This is a genomic window from Ruminococcus sp. AM26-12LB (genome assembly GCF_003480785.1).
GTDB classification, from domain to species: Bacteria; Bacillota; Clostridia; order Lachnospirales; family Lachnospiraceae; genus Blautia_A; species Blautia_A fusiformis.
In genome coordinates, this window is sequence record NZ_QUJX01000009.1 from 1 (window position 1) to 25,736 (window position 25,736).

At 46.1% G+C, this 25,736-nt stretch carries 20 protein-coding genes; 2 read left to right on the forward strand and 18 right to left on the reverse strand.

Annotation, left to right across the window (positions count from 1 at the left end; all coding sequences use genetic code 11):
- Positions 1 to 978: 978 nt before the first annotated feature.
- The 16 genes from DW694_RS07950 to DW694_RS08025 all read right to left on the reverse strand — a co-directional run bounded on the left by DW694_RS07950 (position 979) and on the right by DW694_RS08025 (position 18,196).
- A complete protein-coding gene (locus tag DW694_RS07950) occupies positions 979 to 1,767 on the reverse strand; it encodes a DUF975 family protein (RefSeq protein WP_092069774.1) in 789 nt (262 codons plus the stop codon).
- Between the two features lie 100 nt (positions 1,768 to 1,867).
- Entirely contained in the window at positions 1,868 to 3,076 is a 1,209-nt protein-coding gene (locus tag DW694_RS07955) for an aspartate kinase (protein ID WP_059086692.1), read from the reverse strand.
- Between the two features lie 21 nt (positions 3,077 to 3,097).
- Positions 3,098 to 4,309: a homoserine dehydrogenase gene (locus DW694_RS07960; RefSeq protein ID WP_021652697.1), complete on the reverse strand. Its 1,212-nt coding sequence runs from the start codon at positions 4,307 to 4,309 to the stop codon at positions 3,098 to 3,100.
- A gap of 4 nt (positions 4,310 to 4,313) precedes the next feature.
- Positions 4,314 to 4,766, reverse strand: coding sequence for an ACT domain-containing protein (locus DW694_RS07965; protein WP_021652696.1), 453 nt, complete (start codon positions 4,764 to 4,766; stop codon positions 4,314 to 4,316).
- Positions 4,767 to 4,937: 171 nt separating this feature from the next.
- A protein-coding gene (gene prfB, locus DW694_RS07970; protein WP_110104007.1) for a peptide chain release factor 2 occupies positions 4,938 to 6,057 on the reverse strand; the annotation gives its coding sequence in 2 pieces (ribosomal slippage) (positions 4,938 to 5,981 and positions 5,983 to 6,057; 1,119 coding nt in all).
- A gap of 73 nt (positions 6,058 to 6,130) precedes the next feature.
- Positions 6,131 to 6,964 (reverse strand): carbon-nitrogen hydrolase family protein, encoded by an 834-nt coding sequence (locus DW694_RS07975; RefSeq protein WP_118752828.1) that lies wholly within the window; start codon positions 6,962 to 6,964, stop codon positions 6,131 to 6,133.
- A gap of 255 nt (positions 6,965 to 7,219) precedes the next feature.
- Positions 7,220 to 9,799, reverse strand: coding sequence for a preprotein translocase subunit SecA (gene secA, locus DW694_RS07980; protein ID WP_021652694.1), 2,580 nt, complete (start codon positions 9,797 to 9,799; stop codon positions 7,220 to 7,222).
- Positions 9,800 to 10,031: 232 nt separating this feature from the next.
- Positions 10,032 to 11,831, reverse strand: a complete 1,800-nt coding sequence (locus DW694_RS07985) for a fibronectin type III domain-containing protein (RefSeq protein WP_118752829.1) — start codon at positions 11,829 to 11,831, stop codon at positions 10,032 to 10,034.
- A 70-nt stretch (positions 11,832 to 11,901) separates the two neighbouring features.
- Positions 11,902 to 12,771: a hypothetical protein gene (locus tag DW694_RS07990; protein WP_118752830.1), complete on the reverse strand. Its 870-nt coding sequence runs from the start codon at positions 12,769 to 12,771 to the stop codon at positions 11,902 to 11,904.
- 173 nt (positions 12,772 to 12,944) lie between these two features.
- The gene (gene raiA, locus DW694_RS07995) at positions 12,945 to 13,472 is read right to left on the reverse strand and encodes a ribosome-associated translation inhibitor RaiA (RefSeq protein WP_015526242.1); all 528 of its coding nucleotides are present in this window, start codon (positions 13,470 to 13,472) and stop codon (positions 12,945 to 12,947) included.
- A gap of 247 nt (positions 13,473 to 13,719) precedes the next feature.
- The gene (gene hisA, locus DW694_RS08000; RefSeq protein WP_118752831.1) at positions 13,720 to 14,490 is read right to left on the reverse strand and encodes a phosphoribosylformimino-5-aminoimidazole carboxamide ribotide isomerase; all 771 of its coding nucleotides are present in this window, start codon (positions 14,488 to 14,490) and stop codon (positions 13,720 to 13,722) included.
- Between the two features lie 80 nt (positions 14,491 to 14,570).
- Complete coding sequence (locus tag DW694_RS08005) at positions 14,571 to 15,029, reverse strand: hypothetical protein (RefSeq protein WP_118752832.1); 459 nt, start codon at positions 15,027 to 15,029, stop codon at positions 14,571 to 14,573.
- Positions 15,030 to 15,208: 179 nt separating this feature from the next.
- The gene (gene dapB, locus DW694_RS08010) at positions 15,209 to 15,964 is read right to left on the reverse strand and encodes a 4-hydroxy-tetrahydrodipicolinate reductase (protein WP_015526245.1); all 756 of its coding nucleotides are present in this window, start codon (positions 15,962 to 15,964) and stop codon (positions 15,209 to 15,211) included.
- Positions 15,965 to 15,999: 35 nt separating this feature from the next.
- On the reverse strand, positions 16,000 to 16,896 hold the full coding sequence (dapA, locus tag DW694_RS08015; RefSeq protein ID WP_015526246.1) for a 4-hydroxy-tetrahydrodipicolinate synthase: 897 nt from the start codon (positions 16,894 to 16,896) through the stop codon (positions 16,000 to 16,002).
- A 35-nt stretch (positions 16,897 to 16,931) separates the two neighbouring features.
- Positions 16,932 to 17,438: a cob(I)yrinic acid a,c-diamide adenosyltransferase gene (locus DW694_RS08020; RefSeq protein ID WP_015526247.1), complete on the reverse strand. Its 507-nt coding sequence runs from the start codon at positions 17,436 to 17,438 to the stop codon at positions 16,932 to 16,934.
- Between the two features lie 131 nt (positions 17,439 to 17,569).
- Positions 17,570 to 18,196 carry a single-stranded DNA-binding protein gene (locus DW694_RS08025; protein ID WP_015526248.1) on the reverse strand — a complete coding sequence of 209 codons (627 nt, stop codon included), beginning with the start codon at positions 18,194 to 18,196 and terminating at the stop codon, positions 17,570 to 17,572.
- Positions 18,197 to 18,397: 201 nt separating this feature from the next.
- On the opposite strand from DW694_RS08025, the gene typA reads away from it, so the two are divergent.
- Both typA and adhE read left to right on the forward strand, forming a co-directional pair.
- Entirely contained in the window at positions 18,398 to 20,230 is a 1,833-nt protein-coding gene (typA, locus tag DW694_RS08030) for a translational GTPase TypA (RefSeq protein ID WP_059086972.1), read from the forward strand.
- Between the two features lie 788 nt (positions 20,231 to 21,018).
- Positions 21,019 to 23,655, forward strand: coding sequence for a bifunctional acetaldehyde-CoA/alcohol dehydrogenase (gene adhE / locus DW694_RS08035; RefSeq protein ID WP_044962213.1), 2,637 nt, complete (start codon positions 21,019 to 21,021; stop codon positions 23,653 to 23,655).
- 155 nt (positions 23,656 to 23,810) lie between these two features.
- On the opposite strand, the gene DW694_RS08040 is transcribed toward adhE, so the two are convergent.
- Together DW694_RS08040 and DW694_RS08045 are read right to left on the reverse strand one after the other, a co-directional pair.
- Positions 23,811 to 25,001: a pyridoxal phosphate-dependent aminotransferase gene (locus tag DW694_RS08040; RefSeq protein ID WP_118752833.1), complete on the reverse strand. Its 1,191-nt coding sequence runs from the start codon at positions 24,999 to 25,001 to the stop codon at positions 23,811 to 23,813.
- A 156-nt stretch (positions 25,002 to 25,157) separates the two neighbouring features.
- Positions 25,158 to 25,712 (reverse strand): phosphatase PAP2 family protein, encoded by a 555-nt coding sequence (locus DW694_RS08045; RefSeq protein WP_021652681.1) that lies wholly within the window; start codon positions 25,710 to 25,712, stop codon positions 25,158 to 25,160.
- Positions 25,713 to 25,736 lie beyond the last annotated feature (24 nt).

The window sequence follows — 25,736 nt, forward strand, 5'->3', positions numbered from 1 at the left end:
TACATTGCAATCTTTTGGAATACTATGTTCTAACTAAATGGCATTGGGCCGTCTCCCCTTCTCGCGCTCTTCCCCTCCTGGCCACGCCGCTGTGATGCGTTGTGGAATGTGTAAGTGTATCGGCTCAGTCCTGTATTCTGCTGTATCGGCAGTGACAGGCTGAGCCGATTATTGATTCGGCCTTGCATTCTGCTGCACTGGCAGTAGCAGGCTAAGCCGATTATTGATTCGGCCATGTATTCTGCTGCACTGGCAGTGACAGACTGAGCCGATTATTGCTTCTGCCTTATATTCTGCTGTACTGGCAGTGACAGGCTGAGCCGATTATTGATTCTGTCTTGTATTCTGCTGCACTGGCAGTAGCAGGCTGAGCCGATTATTGATTCGGCCATGTATTCTGCTGCACTGGCAGTAGCAGGCTGAGCCGATTATTGCTTCGGCACTGTATTCTGCTGTACCGACAGTAGCAGGCTGAGCCGATTGTTGCTTCGGCACTGTTTATTGCTTCTTCACTGTTTATCGCTTCTGGCTGAATGGGAAAGTGGCCTGCGTAGCGGGCCTGTTCTCTGGATTGTGGTGTATCGCTGTTATTCAGGAACAGGCTTCGCCAATATATTTACGTCAGCATAAATCGGCTCAACCTTCCACAGCCAACGTAGTAGAATCCATCGCCCCTCCAATATCTTCACATATTCCTACAACCTACAATAGCTGCGTGCCCGGAAAGGGGGAGCTCGAGGGGGAAAAGCGGGCTTCGCAACTTTGAGTGCTTTCCCCCTCGTACCTGCCCATGCCAAAATGGTCCCCCTGAAAGGGAAAGTACCTGTGTTTCAAGCATCCCCCCGGAAAGGGCATCACCTGCGTTTCAAGCATCCCCCCGGAAAGGGCATCACCTGCGTTTCAAGCATCCCCCCGGAAAGGGCATCACCTGCGTTTCATGCATCCTCCCGGAAAGGGAAAACATCCTCCGGAAGGCGATCAGGCTTCGGTTTCATCGTGGAACTGCGGGATCGGAGTTACCGGGGGATAAGAATCCACCGGAGGTTCATCAAACTCTCCGGAAATATTCCGATAGAAAACTGCCATACAGGTTTCTATATAAGGCACCAGCCAGATCAGTGCCAGATACAATGTAAATATGGAAAAAATGATCCACGGAACAAAACTTAAGAGCATTTTCATATATTCCCAGTAATGTCCCTTCATAAGCTTTGCACTGGCTTTCAGTGCCTGCACTCCTTTTATGTCCGAATTATCGGACAGGATGTAATAGCTCATGGTGAACGGCATAGCTGCCAGCAGGTTCAGCGCGAACCCGAGAAGTGTGAGCAGCATGTAAGTTACTGCCCAGTTCATCTGCTCCTCCGTTGTATTTCCCATATTGCTTGTAAAAGAAAACCACGCCAGTGGAAGTGATGTCACCAGATTGATCAATGCCAGCACAAAGGATGCCACGATCACATGATCCGGCTGATGGCTGAAAAAGTACAGAAGGTCTCCGAAAGAGTAGGCTTCCCTTCTGGAAATATTCAGATAGATCCGGTAAAGTCCTGCGGAAAAAATACAGATCACCAGAGAAAGGACAAAGCTGAATACCTCTCCTCCAATGATCGCATACAGGGAATCTCCCGGAAAAAGTGCTGTAGAAATATAGCTTGAAACTGCGCTCATCGCCGCAACCGCAATACTCCCGATCACAGGGACCGTAAAATTGCCGGCCAGAGTTTCCCCTGCCAGCTTCTTACAACCCTTCAGATTTTTTCTCATAATTCTGTATCCCTTCGTTATAGAAGGCGGAGACTCATCCAAGCCTCCGCCCCGTCATTTTTTACTTCAGATATATCATATTCTCATATTTCACATCTGTTTAGTCTGCAAGATTAAACGCATCATGTACCGCATTCATGGCACGTACGCCATCTTTCTCGTTAATGAGAACCGTCACACGAATCTCAGATGTTGCGATCATATTGATGTTCACACCCTCATTGTAAAGGCTTTCGAACATTTTTGCAGCAACACCCGGATTGCTCATCATACCTGCTCCTACAATAGAAAGCTTGGCAATGTTTTTCTCCGCATGAAGCTCAGAATAGGCGATGCGTGCCTGGTTAGCTTCCAGAACACCCATTGCATCGTCCAGATCATTTTTATCAACAGTAAAGGAAATGTCCTTGGTTCCGGCACGGCCGATAGACTGAAGGATCATATCCACATTGATATTTTTCTTAGCCAGGGTATCAAAAAGCTTAAATGCCACTCCTGGTGAATCTTTAAGTCCGATCACAGCAATACGTACTGCATCTGTATCCAGAGCAACACCGCTGATCAGCATTCTCTCCACTGTTACTTCCTCCTTTACCACAGTTCCTTCGCTGTTGTTGAGACTGGAACGTACCACCAGCGGCACGCCGTATTTCTTTGCCATCTCCACAGAACGGTTATGAAGCACTCCCGCACCCAGAGTTGCCAGATCCAGCATTTCATCGTAAGTGATCTCCTTAAGCTTGCGGGCATTCGGAACCTTACGCGGGTCAGCGGTATAAACACCGTCCACATCGGTATAGATCTCACAGGCATCTGCATGAAGCGCTGCCGCAAGAGCTACGGCTGTGGTATCAGAACCGCCACGTCCAAGTGTGGTATAGTCATTATATTTATCAATGCCCTGGAAGCCTGTGACCACAACGATCCTGCGGTTATCCAGCTCTCTGCGGATACGTGCCGCCTCGATCTTTTTCAGGCGTGCGCTGCCATGTGCACTTGTTGTGTGCATAGCTACCTGAAAGGCGTTCAGAGAAACAGCCGGTACTCCCAGACTGTCCATAGCCATGGACATCAGTGCCACTGACATCTGCTCTCCGATGGTAAAAAGCATATCCATCTCACGTTTCGGAGGTTTGTCATTGATATCCTTTGCCATGGTGATCAGCTCATCGGTATACTTACCCATTGCAGAAAGCACGATCACCACGTCGTTTCCTTTTTTGTAATCTTCGATACATCTTCTGGCAACATTAAAGATACGCTCTTTGTTTGCCACAGAAGTACCACCGAATTTTTTTACAATCAACATGTTCTTTTCTTCCCTTCGGCATCAATCCTTTACACGGATCATTGCCAGTACTTTTCCGGTGAGCTTGCTGATCTTCTCATAATATTCAGCCTGCTTCATCACCGGTGTGATAAATCCGAATTCGTCCGGAAGGTCATCCGGCTCGATGGTCTGTACATCACCAAAAGCTTTTTCCACTTCATCCATAGTAGTATCAGACACACGTACAAAGAAACGTCCCTCAACTTCATCCATATCCATAAGCTTCAGGGCATAGCTGCTCCAGTTTGTCATGATATTTCTGTGGAGATGCTTTGCTTCATCCACAACATCTGCAACTACTGCACTTGCAGTCGGAAGCTTACCTGCTCCGCTTCCGTAGAACATGGCATCTCCAAGAACATTTCCGTGCACAAATACTGCATTAAACACATCATTTACACTGTAAAGCGGGCTACTCTGGCCTACCAGGAACGGCGCTACCATTGCATAGAAAGAATCTCCGATCCTGCGGCTTGTGGCAAGAAGCTTGATAGTCATGCCAAGCTCTTTTGCATATTCCATATCTGCCGGTGTAATCTTTGTGATTCCTTCTGTATAAATATCCTCGTAATTCAGGAATTTTCCGTATGCAAGTGAAGAAAGGATGGCGATCTTACGGCATGCGTCAGCACCTCCTACGTCTGCAGTCGGATCTGCCTCTGCATAGCCCTTTGCCTGAGCTTCCTTCAGAACCGTATCGAAATCACAGTTCTCTGTGCTCATCTTGTAAAGCATGTAGTTGGTGGTTCCGTTAAGGATTCCTGTGATCTCATCGATCTCATCTGCTGTCAGTGAAGAATTCAGTGCGCGGATGATCGGGATACCGCCGCCGCAGCTTGCCTCAAAAAGGAAGTTGATATTTTTTTCTTTTGCGATCTCCATGAGCTCGGAACCATGCTTGGCTACCAGAGCCTTATTGGATGTGCTTACGCTCTTTCCTGCCTGAAGCGCTCTTTTTACAAAGGTATAAGCCGGCTCGATCCCGCCCATAACCTCAACAACAATATCTACCTCCGGATCGTTTACGATCACTTCATAATCATGAACCAGAACTTTCTCAACCGGATCTCCCGGAAAATCTCTTAAATCAAGAACGTACTTGATGTTAATCTCATCTCCAGCTCTCTTGTTAATGCTCTCATGATTGGTGTTGATGACTTCAACAACTCCGCTTCCTACTGTACCGTAGCCTAATACTGCTATGTTTATCATATGCTTACTCCCTGCCTAAAATTTTCAAATAGTGTATACCGTCTCTCTGCTCAATATTCTCCACCATAGCCTCTGCGTCGCCTTCTCCCGGAAGGATGTCAACGCTCAGCGTCAGCGTTGCGACTCCGTTAATGGGAATACTCTGATGTATGGTCAGGATATTACCGTGAAAACGGGCAATCGTCTGCAGCACCATTGATAAAAGCCCCGGCTCATCGTCCATCTGAATGATAAAGGTGATGGTCTTTCCCTTGGTCTCCTCGTGGAAAGGAAAAATATCGTCCTTATATTTGTAAAAAGAACTGCGGCTGATCCCGGTCCTTTCAGCAGCTTCCTGAACAGTAGCCACCCGTTTGGATTCCAGCAGTCTCTTGGCCTCAACCACCTTGAGAAGTACCTCCGGCACTGCCCGTTCTCTTACTACATAGTATTTTTTCTTTTCAACCTGTTTCTGCATAGCAACCTCTCTGACTGCTGTTCACATTGTGGCCAGCAGCCTTCTGTCCGTTTCATAAAGACAACTGTTTTTGTACAAGAGATATATTATCATAATAAAAGAAACTCCACAAGCGCTTTTTTGCCTGCGGAGTCCTTTTCTCTGTCTTTATGGGGTTCCGTGACAGTAATGTTATTCTTTCTTTTTCGCCAGCGCGATCCATTTCAGGTATGCATTGATAAAAATGTCAATACCACCGTCCAGAACTGCGTCAACATTACCGGTTTCTTCATTGGTTCTATGGTCTTTTACCATGGTGTATGGCTGCAGGACATAGGAACGGATCTGGTTTCCCCAGCCGATATCTGTCACTTCGCCTCGAATGCCGGAAAGCTTCTCCTCAGCTTCCTGCTGTTTCAGCAGATACAGCTTGGCCTTCAGCATCTGCATAGCCTTATCCTTGTTCATGTGCTGAGAACGTTCATTCTGGCACTGTACCACGATTCCTGTCGGGAAATGTGTGATACGGATCGCAGAGGATGTCTTGTTGATATGCTGTCCACCGGCACCACTGCTTCGGTAGGTATCGATACGGATATCGTCATCATTGATCTCAACATCCAGATCCTTCTTGATATCCGGCATAACATCGCAGGATACAAAAGAGGTCTGTCTCTTTCCTGCTGCATTAAACGGAGAAATACGTACAAGACGATGAACACCCTTCTCGGATTTCAGATAACCGTAGGCGTTCTCTCCGTTCACCTGGAAGGTTACGGATTTCACACCGGCCTCATCACCGTCAAGGTAATCCAGGACCTCCAGCGCAAAGCCTTTCTTCTCCGCCCATCTGCTGTACATACGATAAAGCATTCCGCACCAGTCGCAGGCCTCTGTTCCGCCGGCTCCTGCGTTCAGCTTGATGATGGCGTTCTCTCCGTCGTACTCTCCGGAAAGGAGTGTCTTCACACGGATGCTGTCAAAGCTTGCCTGGAACTCGTCCAGCATTTCCTGGATCTCAGGGACGATCTCAGGATCATTCTCCTCATATCCCATCTCGATCATGGTTTCCATATCTTCCATCTGCGTTTCCAGATTATGGTATGTCTCAATATCGTCCTTGAGACTCTTTAACTGTTTCATCTTCATCTGGGATGCTTCCGCATTATCCCAGAAATCAGGCGCTTCCATCTCGCGCTCTAATTCTTCGACCTTCTGCTCTTTGTTAGCGAGGTCAAAGTGAATCCCTCACTTCCACTAATGGCTCTGTGTATGTTGCAAGAATACTCTTGAACTGATCTAACTCAACCACAGCTTCACCTTCTTTCTATATATTGATACAGGATTTCCTGTCTGTCTTATACAATACCATATGGGCATGGAAATTACAACGAAAACGTGGTCAGGGCGTAAATATCCCCTCTCCTGTGCTTCAGAAGCGGCAGCTGCTCCCGGACTTTTTTTACCTCGTCCAGATCCAGTTCCACAACCTTCACAGCCGGCTTCTCTTCCATCTCCATGAGGACTTTTCCCCAGGGGTCTGCGGCAATGGAGTGGCCCCAGGAATGATACCCGGCGTTCAGGTCTCTGGCGGGGGCAGCTCCGATGGTGTATACCTGGTTATCCACGGCTCTCTGGCGGAACATCAGCTCCCAGTGAAGGGGCCCTGTTGTCATGTTAAAAGCAGCCGGCGCGATGATCACCTGGGCACCTTCGTCCACCATCAGCCTGGCAAGCTCCGGAAAACGGAAGTCGTAGCAGATGCAAAGGCCCATTTTACCAAATTCTGTATCAAAAACCGTCACCTGGTCTCCCGGTGTCAGGGTATCGGATTCTTTAAAATACTGACCGCCTTTTACATCAATGTCAAAAAGATGCATCTTCCGGTGCTTACCGATCTGATGACCATTTCTGTCAAAGACATAGGAAGTGTTATAAATATTGCCGGCTTCATCTCTCTCCGGCATACTTCCTGCTACGAGATAAATTCCGTATTCCGCTGCCAGCCTGGAGCATTTTTCCCAGGTATCTCCGCCCTCAATTTCGGCATATTCCGGAAAGTATTTATTTTCGTAGGGGCAGCAGAACATTTCGGGCAGGACTGCCAGATCGATCCCCTGAAGCTCCGGGCTGGCAAGAAGTTCTGCTGCCTGGGTGATATTGCGAAATTTATCAGTATATACATGTGTCTGAAGAATTGCAGTTTTTATAATTGCCATATTATCATGTCCCTTCTCTTACAGCGAAAATTAAGTATCTGCTCTATTGACGCAGGATGACTTTCTCATATGCAGGGCGGGAGAATGAAGCGTAGCGGTGGCTACGGCGATTGACGACAACGCAGCATATAAAAAATCAGACAAGTCTATATGACTATTATTTAATATTCGCTGTACTCTGTTCCTATGTAACAGAAATCCCAGAAAAAATAGCCCCACCACATCATCCGGGTGAGACTATTTTTATCTTCCTTCTCAGATCTTGGCAGCCTTACGTCCGCAGCACTGTTTGTATTTCTTGCCGCTTCCGCATGGGCACGGATCATTCGGGTATACTTTATCTTCTTTTCGCTGAACCGGTTTCTTCGGGCCTGCGCTGTCATCTTTGTTTGTGCCGGTTACCTTAGCAACCTGCTCACGCTCGATCTTCTGCTCCACATGAACATGATACAGCATACGTACAGTGTCTTCCTGAATGGAGCTGATCATGCTGTTAAACATCTCGAATGCGTTCATCTTGTACTCAACAACCGGATCTCTCTGGCCGTATGCCATCAGACCGATACCCTGACGGAGCATTTCCATATCATCGATGTGATCCATCCATTTGCTGTCGATGCATTTCAGAAGGACAACTCGCTCAAGCTCACGAAGCTGTTCCGGTTCCGGGAACTCAGCCTCCTTCGCTTCATAAAGCTTCACAGCCTCTTCCTTCACAATATGCTTGATCTCATCTTTCTTATGGCCTTTTACCTTCTCTGCGGTCAGCGGGTGAATCGGGATGATCGGAGTGATCGCAGTGTTGAACTCATTAAGATCCCACTCAGAAGAATCCATGTCATCGGAAAAGCACATGTCTGTCATGCTGTCTACGATATCTGTGATCATCTTGTAGATGGCATCACGCATATTCTCACCGTCAAGTACCTGGCGACGCTCCTCATAGATGATCTCTCTCTGCTCATTGTTAACCTGGTCATAGTCGAGAAGATTTTTACGGATACCGAAGTTGTTGAACTCGATCTTCTCCTGGGCTTTCTCGATGGCATTGGAAAGCATCTTGTGCTCGATCTGCTCATTCTCCTCAACACCAAGGGATGTGAACACCTTCATCAGTCTCTCGGAACCGAACAGACGCATCAGGTCATCCTCAAGGGAAATGTAGAAACGGGATTCACCCGGATCTCCCTGTCGTCCGGAACGTCCACGGAGCTGGTTATCGATACGTCTTGACTCATGACGCTCGGTACCGATGATCTTCAGACCGCCGGCCTCTCTTGCCACATCGTCAAGCTTGATATCGGTACCACGGCCTGCCATGTTGGTCGCGATGGTAACGGCATCTGCCTGTCCTGCCTGAGCTACGATCTCAGCCTCAAGCTCATGGAACTTGGCATTCAATACATTGTGGGGGATTCCCTCTCTCTTCAGCATTCTGCTGAGAAGCTCGGAAGTCTCGATGGTGATCGTACCAACCAGTACCGGCTGATGTTTTGCGTGAGCTTCCTTAACTGCCTCTACAACGGCGTTGAATTTCTCTTTCTTTGTCATGTAAACAGCATCATCAAGGTCTTTACGCTGTACTACACGGTTGGTCGGGATCTCTACAACGTCCATGCCGTAAATATCACGGAACTCTTTTTCTTCGGTAAGGGCTGTACCTGTCATACCGCCTTTTTTATCATATTTGTTGAAAAAGTTCTGGAAGGTAATGGTTGCGAGAGTCTTGCTCTCTCTCTTAACCTTCACATGCTCTTTCGCCTCGATCGCCTGATGAAGACCATCGGAGTAACGACGGCCCGGCATGATACGACCGGTAAACTCATCAACGATCAGGATCTCGTCATCTTTTACAACATAATCCTGATCCTTGTGCATCAGATTATGTGCACGAAGTGCAAGGATGATGTTGTGCTGGATCTCCAGGTTTTCCGGATCTGCCAGGTTCTCGATATTAAAGAATTTCTCAACCTTCTTGATACCCTGCTCGGTAAGGTTGACGATCTTATCTTTCTCATTTACAACGAAGTCACCGGTCTCGATAACCTCCTCACCCATGATGGCTGCCATCTTGGTCATCTCATGGCTGGCCTCACCACGCTCCAGCTGCTGTGCAAGGATATCGCACACCTCATAAAGCTTGGTGGACTTGCCGCTCTGTCCGGAAATGATCAGAGGTGTACGTGCCTCATCGATCAGAACAGAGTCGATCTCATCGATGATACAGTAGTGAAGATCTCTCTGAACAAGCTGTTCTTTATAGATGACCATATTGTCACGAAGATAATCAAATCCAAGTTCATTGTTTGTTACGTATGTGATGTCACATCCGTATGCCGCACGACGCTCTTCCGGCTTCATGTCGTTAAGTACCACGCCTACAGTCAGGCCAAGGAACTCGTGAACCTTACCCATCCACTCAGCATCTCGTTTTGCCAAGTAGTCGTTGACGGTTACGATGTGGACACCTTTTCCCTCAAGGGCATTCAGATATGCAGGAAGTGTGGAAACAAGAGTTTTACCTTCACCTGTTTTCATCTCGGCGATACGGCCCTGGTGAAGGATGATACCACCGATGATCTGTACACGGTAATGCTCCATTCCAAGTACACGCTTGGCTGCCTCACGTACGGTGGCAAATGCCTCCGGAAGAAGATCATCCAGTGTTGCACCTTCTGCAAGACGTTTCTTATATTCTCTTGTTTTGTCTCGTAACTGCTCATCCGTAAGCTGCTGCATCTGAGACTGATAGCTTTCGGTTTTTTCAACCAGCGGCATGATACGTTTTACCTCACGCTGGCTGCGGGTTCCAAATACTTTTGAAAAAACATTCATGTTTCTGCTCCAATCATTTTATTCGAATAAGACTGCTGTCTCTGATCTGTCCAATTTTGGATCATTCCAGTTCTCTGTTGATATCCGTTATACTGGATCACATATGGTATATATTCTACCACTTTCCTGTTATAAAAACAATGAACAATTATTTAACAAATCATGTCAGGAACAACAGAAAATATCCCGCATAGGATCCTGTTTTCGAGGATCCCGCGGGATATTACAGATCTTATTTTCTTACTTTTACATTTTTCACACTGCTCCAGGCACCGTAATATGTCTTTCCGCTCACTTTTTTGTATGCACGGATACGAACATAATAAGTGCTTCCCTTTTTCAAACCGGAAAGTGTTCGGGTCAGTGCACTGGCGGACACTGTCCTGGACCCTCTCATGGACCTTGATGCCGCATACTGGATCTGATAGCCGGAAGCACCAGCTGCTTTTTTCCAGCGGACAGTCAGCTTCCCGGAAGCCTTGCTGGACGGTTTGTACTGCACCGGAGCTGTCAGACGGACGATCCGGCTGCCGTTTTTGTTATAAGCACTTAAAGCAGAACCCTTGTATGCGCGGACTGTATAGGTATACATGGTTCCTGATTTTACTGATCCGTCTGTATAGACCAGCGTATTGCTTCCGCTTACGGTAGCGATATTGACCCACTTGCTGCTGTTTCCGGTCCTTCGATAAATCTTATAGCCGGAAGCATTTGCAGCTTTTTTCCATTTGAAGACGATGCCGGCAGGGCTGTTGGAAGTGCCGGATAATCCGGGCGTGGTAAGCTTTACCGTTGTAAGGGCCGCGGAACGGAACTGGTATACGGCTGACTGTACTTCATCAGTCTTTTTCCATTCAGATTTCTGATAAACATACTTCTGGAAAAAGATATACATGTTATAAGTTGCGGCTTTGTTTATTCCTTTGGCAGATCCGATCCGCCATGTAGTATTCTTCCTGTTATCGGTTGGATTTGGTGAAGTACTCCAGTAAACCGGCACCCACTTCACATCTCCGGGCCCGGGATTTGTATTCGTAGTTCCCGCACCGGTCACAGTAAAATTATAATATTTATTCGGAGTAAATTTCAGCGGAAAATCCAACCCTCTTACAAAACTATCTTTGACATCTGGTATAGAAGGTATATAGGTCGGTGTCGGCGTCACATCATATTTCGGGCGGGTTCCCCTGTAATTCAACTTTAATTTTTTCAGGTTGCTGGTTCTTCCGTCTGAACCCAATACCTTAAGATACAGATCAAATTCTTTCTCTGTATCCAGATTCTTAAGATATATCACAAAGCTTCTGTTTGCAGTAACCGCCACACGAGAGTTTCCCGTATCGACCCTCGGAACATCAGAAGTTCCGTCCTTTTTTCTCGCTACAGCTTTATAGTAGCAGGCTCCGTTTGCATCAACTTTAAGTGTCACATTTACAGAATTGCGGCTTACCCATTTTTCTCCGGTCCATTTTACGTTTATTTTTGGCACCGGTGTTGGTGTCACTGTCAGTTCAGGATCCGCTGTCGGTGTCACTGTCGGTTCCGGATCCGTTATCGGTGTCACTGTCGGTTCCGGACCCGCTGTCGGTGTCACTGTCAGCTCCGGATCTGACGATGACATAGCTTCTGCGTTTTCTTCTTCCATACTGTCTCCTGCTTCTTCAGGTATCAGTTCTGTCAATAATACTTCCGGATCATCCTCACTGGAGATCTCTTCTGAAACTCCTTCCTCAGCTCCGCCGAAAGCATCCTCGCTGTTCTCCGCATTTTCTGCGTTTTCCACATCTTCCATGGTTGCATCGGAAGAGTTATCCACCATTTCCTCAGAAATATCCTCACTGTCTTCTGCAGGCTGCTCAGTCTCTCCCATAGACTCTGTAGTTTCCTCTGCGGAAAACACTTCCTGGCTGTCCGCAGCATTTTCTGTGATTTCTGCATCACCGCTGCCAAACTCTGCAGCCATACCGGTTGCCGGAAGCACCGTCACACAAAGTGCAGCACTTAAAAAAAGTGCCAGAACTTTTTTCTTCATTTACCTTCCTCCTTTTCTCCGTGAGTTACATATTTGTTATGTCAAGGAGATATTCGCACTCCACACAGTATTATTTTTCAGAAAGTGGGGCTGACTGAAACTTGTACTGTACAGACTGTATCTTATCCGTAGACTGCCATTTGGAATCCTTGCAGGTATATTTGCGGAAGAAAACATACAGATTAAAAGTTCCCTCCTGGTCGATTCCTTCCTTGGAACCGATCTTCCAGGTGCTTCGGATCCGGTTGGAATTCGGATTCGCAGATGTGCTCCAGTAAACAGGCACCCACTTAATGTCTCCGTTTTCCGGATCCTCATTATCGGTACCGGCACCGATAACCTTAAAATCATAAAATGTATCCGGGTAGAATTCCAGAGGAGAATCCAGCCCCTCTACCGTACTGTCCTCTGCCTTTGGTTTGGATGCTTTATGTTTTTTCTCAGAATCTGTTTTTTTCGCCGGGCGGCTGTCCTGATCCAGCTCCATCCGCTTCAGATCACTTAATTTCCCATTCTCATCCTCAATCTGGATATACAGATCAACTGCCTGGTCTGTATCCAGGTCTGCAAGTGTGATCCCGAACTCTTCATCCTCACTGATCAAAACCTCATCATTCACGGTATTTCCGGTCTCGATCTGAGGCACCTGGGGATTTCCGTCTTCCCCCCGCTCTGCCCATTTATAATAGCAGACGCCGTTAACGGCTGACGTAAGCGTTATCTCTGCCTGGGAATAGCTGTCCCATTTAAATCCTGTCCATTGTATTTCTGACTTTTGTGAATCCTTTGTATTGTTTTCTCCGGAACTCAGTTCCAGGTCCTCCACAGTCTGTTCTTTTATGGTGTCACCACTGTTAAATTCCGCTGCCATACAGGTAGCCGGTATCATGGTCATACCAAGAGCTACACTTAAGATCACCACAGGAAGCTTCTTTTTCATTTTTCCTTCCTCCTTTCGCATATGTCTTCATTATATAATTCTCCCCTATTGCTTGCAACAGAAAAGAAGCCTGATTTTGCTGTGACATAAAAGGCTCCGGAAACCTGCCGATTTCTCACACAGATTCCCGGAGCCTTCCATTCAATATTCAGTTGTGATAATAAAATCCCCTATCAGAACTCTGGTTCGATCAGTCCGTAAGTATTTCCTTTACGTTTATAAACTACGTTAACCTGCTCTGTCTCAGCATTAAAGAATACAAAGAAATTATGTCCGAGAAGCTCCATCTGTACGCATGCATCTTCCGGATACATTGGTTTGATCCCGAATTTCTTGGTACGAATGATCTTAACTTCCTCATCCTCTTCATAATCCTTATCAAGGTATGCCTTCTGGAAGTTTGTGGATTCCTGCTGCTTGTCAACGATCTTGTTCTTGTATTTACGAAGCTGACGCTCAATTACCTCTTCAACCAGATCGATGGATACATACATATCATTGCTTACCTGCTCGGAACGGATAATGTTACCTTTCACAGGGATCGTTACCTCGATCTTCTGGCGATCCTTCTCAACGCTTAAGGTTACTGAAATCTCAGTTTCAGGAGTGAAATACCTTTCAAGTTTACCAAGCTTGTCCTCAACAGCTGTTTTAAGTCCTTCGGTTACTGCTATATTCTTTCCACTAATAATAAATTTCATGACTTCCATCCCCTTTGCTGTTTTATGTTGCTATTATAACATATTAAATTGAATTTTAACATCACTTTTCAAAAATTTCATAAATTTTTTCCAAATTTATTCGATATATTCCCTCAAAATGTTTTTTTTGTCGTGAATGCGCAACTATTAGAGTATTTCATCTAATTAATTCATTACAAATGTATATCTGCACACCAGTGCCAGAAGATTGATGGGACAAAAGCATCTGCTTCACTATTTGTATATACTATTTCATTTTAGCCAGAGCTTCAAAGGGTATACTTCCGCCAAAAATATCCAAAGCACTGCCAACAGTCACATCCAGTCTGCCCTGACCTGCTTTTCGAAGCTCTTCAATATCTGCCATAGAACCCACACCGCCTGCATAGGTCACCGGATGGGCTGTATATTGTCCCAGAAGCTTTGCAAGCTCTGTTTCCACACCTCGGGCCTTTCCTTCCACATCCACTGCATGGACCAGAAATTCGTCGCAGAAGCTTCCAAGCCTTTCCATCAGCTCCGGTGTCACGATCTCTTCTGTAAATTTCTGCCATCGGTCTGTGACAATATAATATTTGCCATCTTTTTTGCGGCAGCTCAGGTCAAGTACAAGATGTCCTTTCCCTGCAGCATCACGGATCTTCTCCAGATTTTCCCAGGAGATCACTCCGTTTTTAAACACATAGGAGGTTACGATCACGTGGCTGGCGCCAGCCTCCAGATATTCTGCCGCATTCTCCGGGCAGATGCCGCCTCCGATCTGAAGCCCTCCGGGATATTTTCCCAGAGCCTGAAGTGCCTGGGCTTTCGTCGCTTCATAGTTCGGGGAATCCTTTCCGTTCAGAAGGATCACATGACCGCCCTTTAATCCTGCCTTCTTATAAAGCTCTGCATAGAATGCCGCATCCTGCTCTGACACAAAATTTTCTGCCGCCTGATCCCCCTGATCCTTCAGGCTTCCTCCTACGATCTGTTTTACTTTTCCGTTATGTATATCAATGCATGGTCTGAATTTCATAATCCTGTCCTCCATTTTCTTTCCATGCACTGATAATAGCATCTGAAACAGTTTTATGCAATGCTGTGGTAAAATATCTGTTATCTTCCTTCTACCGCATTTCCCACTGCGTTTCCGATATCATCCACTGCATTACCTACACCGTCGCCAAGGTCCTTTACACTGTCACCCAGCTCACCGGATACAGTTCCGTCATTTTCGTTTCTGTCAGCATCCGCAGCTCCGGGTGCTGCTGTCCCGTTATTTCCATTTCCTGCAGGCGTCACGGTAATATTTCCATCGGACATCTCATTGTTATCCGTGCCGGAATCCTTAATGCTCTCTCCATTGTCCTTCACACCGTCATTGTCTGCTTTTTCTTCCATAGTTTCATCTTCTACGGCAGTATTTTCGTTTGTATCTTTTTCCTTATCCTTCGTGTTTTTATCTTTTTCATCCACTGTTTCATCCGCATTGTTTACCTCTGTGCCGCAGGCTGTAAATGTACACAGAGACAGGGTAAGCAAAGTACCAAAAAGAATCGCCTTCCATTTTTTCATATGATCTTCTCCTTTTTCTAAAAAATTCTGTATTCCTAATATGGCACTTTTTCCGCTATCCTATTCTGGGAAAAATTTCAAAAACCGCAATTTCATCAAAAAAAGACGGGGTCCGATCTTACACGAACCCCGTCTGTATTACCTGTAATTTTATTCTGTTGCGGCTCAATCTGTCAGGATCAGCCGATCACGTCACTCATATCATAACGTCCTGCCGGTTTGCCTGCAAGGAATTTGGCTGCTTCTACAGCACCTTTTCCAAAAATAGCCTTGGAATATGCAGTATGCTTGAACTCGATCACTTCGTCCTGACCTGCAAAAATTATCTCATGCTCACCTACGATAGTTCCGCCGCGAACTGCGGAGATACCGATCTCCTTATCATCGCGTTTTTCACGTTTCTGGCTGCGGTCATATACATAATGATACTGATTATCCATAGCTTCATTAATGCTGTCTGCCAGCGCAAGTGCAGTACCACTTGGTGCGTCTAATTTCAGGCGGTGATGCTTCTCTACGATCTCCATATCAAAGCCTGCAGCTGCAAGAACCTTAGCTGCGTCCTGAACCAGCTTCAGAAGTGTGTTGATGCCAAGAGACATGTTTGCGGATTTCAGCACTGCTACCTTTCGGGATGTTTCTTCCACTTTTGCAAGCTGCTCCTGGCTTAAGCCGGTACTGCACAGAACAACCGGGATCTGGCGTGCCGCGCTGTACTCAAGAAGCTTGTCTGTTGCCTTTGCGGAAGAAAAATCAATGATTGCATCTGCCTCTACCTGACATGCGTCAATATCGGTAAATACCGGATAGCTGTTTTTTCCCTGATCTGCAATATCAATACCTGCTACGATCTCAGCATCCGGATCTTTCTCCACAATGCCGCTGATGACCTGGCCCATATGTCCGTTGCAGCCGTGCATGATGATTTTTACCATAGTATATTCTCCTTTACCTTTCGCTTACAGTCAGATCACTTAGCAAGCTTAAGGCCGAATTTCTCGATCTCTTTTGCAAGAGCTGCCTTTGTGTCCTCTTCCATCTCGCAGAGCGGCATACGAAGCGGCCCTACGTTCATTCCCATAAGGTTCATAGCTGTCTTAACAGGAATCGGATTTACCTCGCTGAACAGCGCATTGATCAGCGGAAGAGCTTTCAGCTGATCCTCTGTTGCTCCCTTGGTGTCGCCGTCGAAATATTTCATGACCATGTCATGTGTAAACTTCGGTGCAACGTTGGAAAGTACGGAAATAACTCCAAGTCCGCCAAGAGAAAGAATCGGAAGTACCTGATCATCATTTCCGGAGTAAAGCTCAAGCTGTCCGTCTGCCAGAGACATCATCTTGGCGATCTGGGAAAGATCTCCTGTTGCTTCCTTGATTCCGACAATGTTCTTTACATTCTTTGCAAGGTAAGCTGCTGTAGCCGGCTGGATGTTGCAGCCTGTACGGCTCGGTACGTTGTACATGATGAGCGGAGTTTCCGGAACTGCATTGGCAATTGCTGTGTAATGAGCGATAAGACCCTTCTGTGTAGCCTTGTTATAGTAAGGTGTTACAATAAGAAGAGCGTCTGCGCCATAGGAAGCTGCTTCCTTGGACATCATGATCGCTGTCTCTGTACAATTGGAACCTGTTCCTGCGATAACAGGCACACGTTTGTTAACTTTATCAATTGTGAACTTAATTGTCTGAAGATGCTCTCCGTGTGTCAGAGTAGAAGATTCTCCTGTTGTTCCACAGATAACGATGGCGTCTGTGCTGTTCGCGATCTGATCCTCAAGGATTTCCTCAAGTTTCTCAAAATTCACCTTACCGTCTTCATGCATAGGTGTTACGATTGCAACGCCTGTTCCTTTAAAAATTGCCATTTGTCTTCCTCCTTCTTTCTTCTGTGAAATATTGCTTATTCCCGTTCCTGGTCAGTCAGCTCTGTTGTTATCGTGGTAATACTATCCACATAGGGCTTCAAAGCATCCGGAAGCCAGCGTCCGGTCATAATTATATGCATACTTTCATCCTTCTGCTTAAGCATATCGATGATCGTCTCAACTGGAGCGATTCCTTTATCCATAAGCCCGAGGATCTCATCCAGCAGCAGAAAATCACACTCTCTGGTAGCAATTACCTTCCGTGCGAAATTAAGGCCATTGAGAATATTGGTTCTCTCTTCTGCCTTTTCCTGCTCACTTAGGTCATTATAGCAGGTGTCCATTTTTTCGAAACGGAAAATCTTGAAATCAAAATTATCCAGTTCCTCAAGGAAATCCAGTTCTCTGCGTTCCCTGCCCTTGAGGAACTGTATGATGATCACACTTTTTCCCTGTGTAGCAAAGCGCAGCCCCCGGCCTACAGCCAGAGTTGTCTTTCCTTTCCCGTTCCCGCAATAAACCTCTGTTATTTCTCTTTCCATGATTTTTCCTCTTACTGTTAGTGAAACCGGTAATTCCCCATTTTTCTGATTTTTTTAATATTACCGCAGATTGGCTGGAAATGCAAGTGTTACCTTAATGTTATCACCACTATTCCAAAATATATCCAATGTTACTCAACATATTCCAATTTACTCACCGAAACTTCATAGGCAATCCTTTTTTCTGTTTCGTTTTCACTAATCCGTTTCATGTACTCCCTGCTCTGGATCCTGCCCCAGATCAGTACATGCCCGCCTACTTCAAAAGCAGAAGCATATCTGGCATTTCTTCCCCAGCATATACATGGTATGTAATCGGATTTTCCGTAAGGTCGATTAACTGCCATCAGAAGATCTGCGATCTCTCTTCCCAACGGTGTTTTTCTGTATACAGGCGGTTTACAGATATATCCGTCCAAAAAGATCTGATTGACCGGCACAGTTTCTTCTTCCTCCCCCACAAACTTCACTTCCCGGGCAAAGACTGAAAGCACAAGCCGGTTTCTCTTTTCTTCATGACGGTTATAGGATCGGAACTGTCCGTGGATCTCGATATATTCTCCCACATAATCCTGTGTGATATCGATCAGCCGCTCAGACACCATCACCGGGATCCTGTCCTCCGAATCGCTGAGACGTTTTACCAGGATATCCATCATGTAAAATCCTTCTCCAAAGACCTGATGGCTGAAAGTAAACCCCGTAGCGATCCGTCCCATAACGGATACCTGATTGTTTTCAATAATTTTATCTGCCATAATAAGTAGCTCTCCTTCCTCTTCGTGTATTTCGTCTATATCAATCTATGTGTATTTGCGGTATAATATGCCTGAAAAATGAAAAACCAAAAATATTTTTTTATGTCTTGTAATCTCACAAAAATGTGATAGACTATAAATTTGGACATCATTTTTAACAAAAAAGATTACTTATATATGGAAAGAAAGGATTTGGATTATATGAAGACCAAGCGTGAAGATGTTCGTAACGTGGCCATTATCGCCCATGTCGATCACGGTAAAACAACACTTGTTGACGAGCTTTTGAAACAGAGCGGTGTTTTCCGTGAGAACCAGGAAGTCCAGGAACGTGTCATGGATTCCAACGATATTGAGCGTGAGCGCGGCATTACGATTCTCTCCAAAAACACCGCAGTTCATTATAAGGATGTAAAAATCAATATCATCGATACTCCAGGTCATGCGGACTTCGGCGGCGAGGTAGAGCGTGTGCTGAAGATGGTAGACGGCGTTATTCTTCTTGTGGACGCCTTCGAGGGTGCCATGCCTCAGACTAAATTTGTACTTCGTAAAGCTCTCGAACTGAACCTGCATGTTATTGTCTGCATCAATAAGATCGACCGTCCGGAAGCACGTCCGGAGGAGGTTGTCGACGAGGTTCTGGAGCTTCTCATGGATCTGGACGCATCTGACGAACAGCTGGACTGCCCGTTCCTGTATGCCTCCGCAAAGGCCGGCTACGCAGTTCGTAACCTCGATGATAAGCCTGAGAATATGGCTCCTCTTTTTGAGACTATCCTTGATGCGATTCCTGCTCCGGAGGGAGATCCGGACGGAGATACACAGGTTCTTATCAGCACCATCGACTACAATGAGTATGTAGGCCGTATCGGTGTCGGTAAGGTTGAGCGCGGAACCATTTCCGTGAACCAGGAGCTGATGCTTCTGAACCATCATGACCCTGACAAACACGAGCGTGTAAAGATCAGCAAACTCTACGAATTTGACGGACTGAACAAAGTTGAAGTTAAGAGCGCTACCATCGGAGCTATTGTTGCAATCTCCGGTATCGCGGATATCCACATTGGAGATACCCTCTGTGCAGGAGACAACCCGGAGTCCATTCCGTTCCAGAAGATTTCCGAGCCAACAATCTCCATGAACTTCCTTGTAAACGACAGTCCTCTTGCAGGACAGGAAGGTAAATACATCACTTCCCGTCACCTTCGTGACCGTCTCTACCGTGAGCTGAACACAGACGTCAGCCTTCGTGTAGAAGACACCGATACAACCGAGTGCTTCAAGGTTTCCGGCCGTGGTGAGCTTCACCTCTCCGTTCTTATTGAGAACATGCGCCGTGAGGGATACGAGTTTGCAGTCAGCAAACCGGAGGTTCTCTATCACACAGACGAGCGTGGACGTAAACTGGAGCCGATCGAAATCGCATACGTTGACGTTCCGGAAGAATTTTCCGGTACTATCATCCAGAAACTCAGCGAGCGTAAAGGTGAGCTTCAGGGTATGAGCACAGCAAGCGACGGAACTGTACGTCTTGAGTTCTCCATCCCCTCCCGTGGACTGATCGGATTCCGTAACGAATTCCTTACCTCCACCAAGGGTACCGGTATCCTGAACACCATGTTTGACGGATACGCACCATACAAGGGAGACTTCCCGTACCGTAAACAGGGTTCCCTCATCGCTTTCGAGGCAGGCGAGACTGTAACTTACGGTCTTTTCTCCGCTCAGGAGCGTGGTACTCTCTTCGTCGGACCTGGCGAGAAGGTTTACAGCGGTATGGTCATCGGACAGAACGGAAAGGCCGAGGATATCGAACTGAATGTCTGCAAGACCAAGCACCTTACCAACACCCGTTCCTCTTCCGCTGACGATGCACTGAAGCTTGTTCCGCCAAAGATCTTAAGTCTTGAGCAGGCCATTGAGTTCATCGACCAGGATGAGCTTCTTGAGGTAACACCGACAAGCCTTCGTATCCGTAAACGTATTCTGGACTCCAGAGACAGAAAACGTGCCGCATTCCGCAAGAGCTGATCGAACCTGGCTATCATTTACTGTTGAGCAGAAACCTTTTACAGTAATTCGGCGCAAAGCCGCATAGTGAATGCGGATGCTTTTATCCGCCTGACCTATATTTATATAAACTGCCATATGGGAAGCATTTCCTGTATGGCAGTTTTTTTTCTGCATTTCTGAAAAAAATCCCGATAATTTCCGCCTAATTATTCTGGAAATTTAAATAATTTCAAGTTTTTTGGTTTCTTATGTTATCACGCTTTACTTTGCCACAATATTTTTGTGAATTTTTTATCAAAATCATTCCGTATTTTTGTGAATTATTTATCAAATTCTCTATTGACGTCTGAAATCAGTTAAATTATAATGTGTACATGATCGTTTGACAAAAGTTTAACGTTAATGTTTTAACTACGTGTTGCGTTTTATCTTTTGCCGCCCTTCATATGTGTGCATGTTTTTTGTCAGTGCTGACAATTTTTTAACATGTTTTTTGTGCACAGTGCTGAATTTCAAAAATTTTTTTTAAGATTTTTCCAATAATTCAGCGTTCTGCAAAGTAAAATTTACAGTATTTTCCCCGAATTTTCTGTTCGTCATTTTGCACATAGCGACAAAATTCAGAATTTGCGTTTTTTTCAGAATTTTGATACTATATCAGTATCGAAACTAAAAATTCAATCAGATTGAATCAACAACGAAACGCAGCACGGGGACTTACAAAAACTCTGCAGCATCTGCCGGCGAAAAAAGGATAAGCCCGCAGGACCACAGACCATTATCATATGAAAACAGGAGGATTCCACATGGCAAAGAAAGAAACTATCCCTACCATCATCGACACTCCAGAAGCCCTGACCGCGAAAATGGCTGCAATGAAAGAGGCACAGAAGATCTTTGCTACCTACACACAGGAGCAGGTCGACAAGATCTTTAAGGCAGCTGCTACTGCTGCTGACAAGATGCGTATCCCACTTGCCAAAATGGCTGTTGAGGAAACAGGCATGGGTATCATGGAAGACAAGGTTATCAAGAACCATTACGCAGCAGAGTATGTTTACAATGCATATAAGAACACTCAGACATGTGGTGTTGTAGAAGAAGACAAGGCATACGGACTCAAGAAGATCCTGGAACCTGTAGGACTGATCGCTGCAGTTATCCCTACAACCAACCCGACCTCCACAGCAATCTATAAATCTCTTATTTCCCTGAAAACCCGTAATGCGATCATCATCAGCCCGCATCCGCGTGCTAAGAAATCCACTATTGAAGCTGCAAAAGTTGTTCTGGAAGCAGCTGTTGCCGCAGGTGCGCCGGAAGGAATCATCGGATGGATTGATATCCCAAGCCTTGACCTTACCAACATGGTAATGCAGAACGCAGATATCATCCTTGCCACCGGTGGTCCCGGAATGGTCAAAGCAGCTTACTCCTCTGGTAAACCGGCTGTTGGTGTAGGACCCGGAAATACACCTGCCATTATTGATGACAGCGCAGATATCCGTCTTGCAGTTAACTCCATCATCCACTCCAAGACCTTTGACAATGGTATGATCTGTGCTTCCGAGCAGTCCGTAACTGTTCTGGAGAGCATTTATAAAGAAGTGAAGGAAGAGTTCCTTTACAGAGGATGCTACTTCCTTAAAAAAGACGAGATCGAGAAGGTCAGAAAGACCATCCTTATCAACGGTGCACTGAATGCCAAGATCGTAGGACAGAAGGCTGCTACTATCGCTGAAATGGCAGGCGTTACTGTACCGGCTGAGACCAAGATCCTGATCGGTGAGGTTGAGTCCGTTGATATCAGCGAAGAATTCGCACACGAGAAGCTTTCCCCTGTACTTGCCATGTACAAGGCCAAGAATTTTGACGATGCTGTTGCAAAGGCTGCGCAGCTCGTTGCAGACGGCGGCTATGGTCATACCTCTTCCCTCTACATCAACGTAAATGAAACAGAGAAGATGGATAAATTCGAAGCAGCTATGAAAACCTGCCGTATCCTTATCAATACACCTTCTTCCCAGGGTGGTATCGGTGACCTTTATAACTTCAAGCTTGCTCCATCCCTTACTCTTGGCTGCGGTTCCTGGGGCGGTAACTCCGTATCCGAGAACGTTGGTGTCAAACACCTTCTCAATACCAAGACTGTTGCTGAAAGGAGAGAGAATATGCTCTGGATGAGAACACCGGAAAAGGTTTACTTTAAGAAGGGCTGTATGCCGGTTGCTCTTGATGAGCTCGGTACTGTTATGGGCAAGAAACGCTGCTTCATCGTAACAGACTCCTTCCTCTACAAGAATGGCTACACCAAACCGATTGAAGATAAACTGGATCAGATGGGCATCGTTCATACATGCTTCTCTGATGTAGCTCCTGACCCGTCTCTCGCTTCCGCCAAAGCCGGTGCCAAGGCTATGACCGCCTTTGAGCCAGACTGCATCATCGCTCTTGGCGGCGGTTCCGCAATGGATGCCGGCAAGGTTATGTGGATGCTTTATGAGAATCCGGACGCTGACTTCTCCGATATGTCCATGGACTTCATGGATATCCGTAAGAGAGTTTATACCTTCCCGAAGATGGGTAAAAAAGCTTACTTCGTAGCGATTCCAACCTCTTCCGGTACAGGCTCCGAGGTTACTCCTTTCGCCATCATCACAGATCAGGATACCGGCGTTAAATGGCCACTGGCTGATTACGAGCTTCTCCCGGATATGGCGATCGTAGATACCAATAACATGATGAGCGCACCGAAGGGACTTACCCGTGCTTCCGGTATCGATGTTATGACACATGCCATTGAGGCTTATGTTTCCATGATGGCTTCCGATTACACCGATGGTCTTGCACTGAAAGCGATCAAGCTTGTATTTGAGTATCTGCCGCGTGCATATAAAGATGGCAATGACGTAGAGGCCAGAGATCATATGGCTAACGCTTCCTGCATGGCAGGTCTTGCATTCGCCAATGCATTCCTCGGCGTTAACCACTCTCTCGCTCACAAGCTCGGTGCTTTCCACCACCTGCCACACGGTATCGCAAACGCAGTTGTTCTTCTGGATGTTATGCGTTACAACAGTGCTGAGGTTCCGACTAAGATGGGTACTTTCCCACAGTATCAGTATCCGAAGACACTTGCACGCTACGCTGAGATCGGACGTTCTGTAGGTCTTACAGGCAAGAACGATGCAGAAGTATTCGAAAAGCTTCTTGCTAAACTGGATGAGCTTATGAGAACTATCGAGATCCTGCCGACGATCCGTGATTACGGCGTAGATGAGAAGCATTTCCTGGAAACTCTGGATGAGATGTCCGAGCAGGCTTTCAATGACCAGTGTACCGGTGCCAACCCGAGATATCCGCTTGTATCCGAGCTGAAAGATATCTATCTGAAAGCTTATTACGGAGAAATGCCAAATAAAGAAAAGAAAAAAGCCAAATAAATGTGGAACATCCTTTTAACGAAACACAGTCGGGAGTCTATTCACTCCCGACTACGTTTCATTTGCTTATTCCCTCTTGCAAAAGATCCCCGATACAGGGCTGCATGAACAGACTGTACCGGGGATCTTTTATTCAACTGCTTTGTAATGATCGTTTATTTCAAGCCATACTCTGCTGCAAGTTTTTTAAATTCAGGAAGAGAATTCACAATTGTCTCATAGGATACACAATATGCAAGTCTCACATAACCGGGGCATGCGAAGGAGCTTCCCGGTACCATAAGGATGTTATATTTCTTACCGGCTTCACAGAAGGCTTTTTCGTCTTCAACCGGAGATTTTACAAAGAGATAGAAGGCACCCTGTGGTTTGATGCACTCAAATCCGCATTCTTTCAGGCCATTATAAAGTGCCTGCCGATTTTTATCATAAGCTGCAAGATCCGTCTTGGCGTCTACACATTTTGCAACTACCTTCTGGATCAGGGACGGTGCATTTACACAGCCAAGTGTACGGTTTGCAATGGTTGCTGCAGAGATCAGCTCTTCGCTTCCGTCTGCCTCATCAGGGATCACCAGATATCCGATACGTTCACCCGGAAGGGAAAGAGATTTGCTGTAGGAATAGCCTACAACAGTATTGTCATAATATTTTGTCAGGTATGGTACCTCCACGCCATCATAAGCCAGCTCACGGTATGGCTCATCGGAGATCAGGTAGATCACAGTTCCGAACTCTTTCTGTTTTGCTTCCAGGATTGCGGAAAGTTTCTTGATCGTTTCTTCTGAATATACAACTCCGGTAGGATTGTGCGGGGTATTTACGATAACTGCTCTTGTCTTCGGTGTGATCTTCTGTTCAAACTCAGCGAGATTTGGCTGGAAGGTTGTGGTATCCGGAGAGATTTCCACAAGGACACCATCATAATTGCGGACATATGCACCGTATTCCAGAAAATATGGCGCAAAAACGATCACCTCTTCTCCAGGATTCAGGATTGTTTTCAGAATCACATTCAGTCCGCTTGCAGCGCCGACGGTCATGATCAGATTCTTTGCGGAAAATTTTGTATCGAAACGTCTGTTGAGGGATTCTGCGATGGTCTGGCGTACATCCTCAAAGCCTGCGTTGCTCATATATCCGTGAAGAACTGTCGGATCCGTAGTGTTTACAAGCTCGATAATTGCTTCGCGGACGCTGTCCGGTGCCGGTACACTTGGATTTCCGAGGCTGAAGTCAAAAACCTTGTCTGCGCCATATTTCGCACGGAGGCGGTTTCCTTCCTCAAACATCATACGGATGGCGGAATTATTTTTTACGTAGGGTTTCATTTTTTCTGATATCATTTTGTGCTCTCTCCTTTTATCCGATTTTACAGGGTTTCATATCATTATTTCTACCATAGCCAAAATCTGTTGTACTGTCTACAATTTTACCCCGTCTTGCTTCAGCGTGTCAATACTTTGTCCAGGTAAAGTGCTTCATGTTTCCTATGGACAATGCTAGTGTACCTGTTTGTCTTCCGGTTTCGTTCGCACGATCCATACTGACAACGTGCTTCCCACCAGCGCGATCACGAATCCGGCCAGAACATCTGTCGGATAATGGACACCAAGATACAGTCTGGAAAATGCCACCAGTGCTGCCAGGACTACTGCCGGGATTCCGAATTTCTTCGGAAGCATCCGGAGCATTACCAGAGCAACGGCAAAGGATGCTGTGGTGTGACCTGACGGAAAAGAGAAATCCTTCGGTTTGGTGATCATAGGGATGAGAGCTTCGATTTCCGCAAAAGGCCTTGGTCTTGCCACTATATTTTTGAGAAGCAGGTTGGTAACGATCGCCCCGAAGATCAGGGATAAGGCTGCCGCATAGCCTGTTTTTCTTGTCTTTGGAACAGCAAGAAGAACAACTGCACAGAGGATCCAGAACCATCCTCCGTTTCCCAGAAATGTAACAGATTTCATAAATGGTGTCAGCATATCCGTTCTTAAATATCGCTGGATCAGGAGAAGGATTTCTCCGTCCAGCTGTTGTATTGACTGTAAAATATTCATATACCTCTTACTGATCAGACGCTA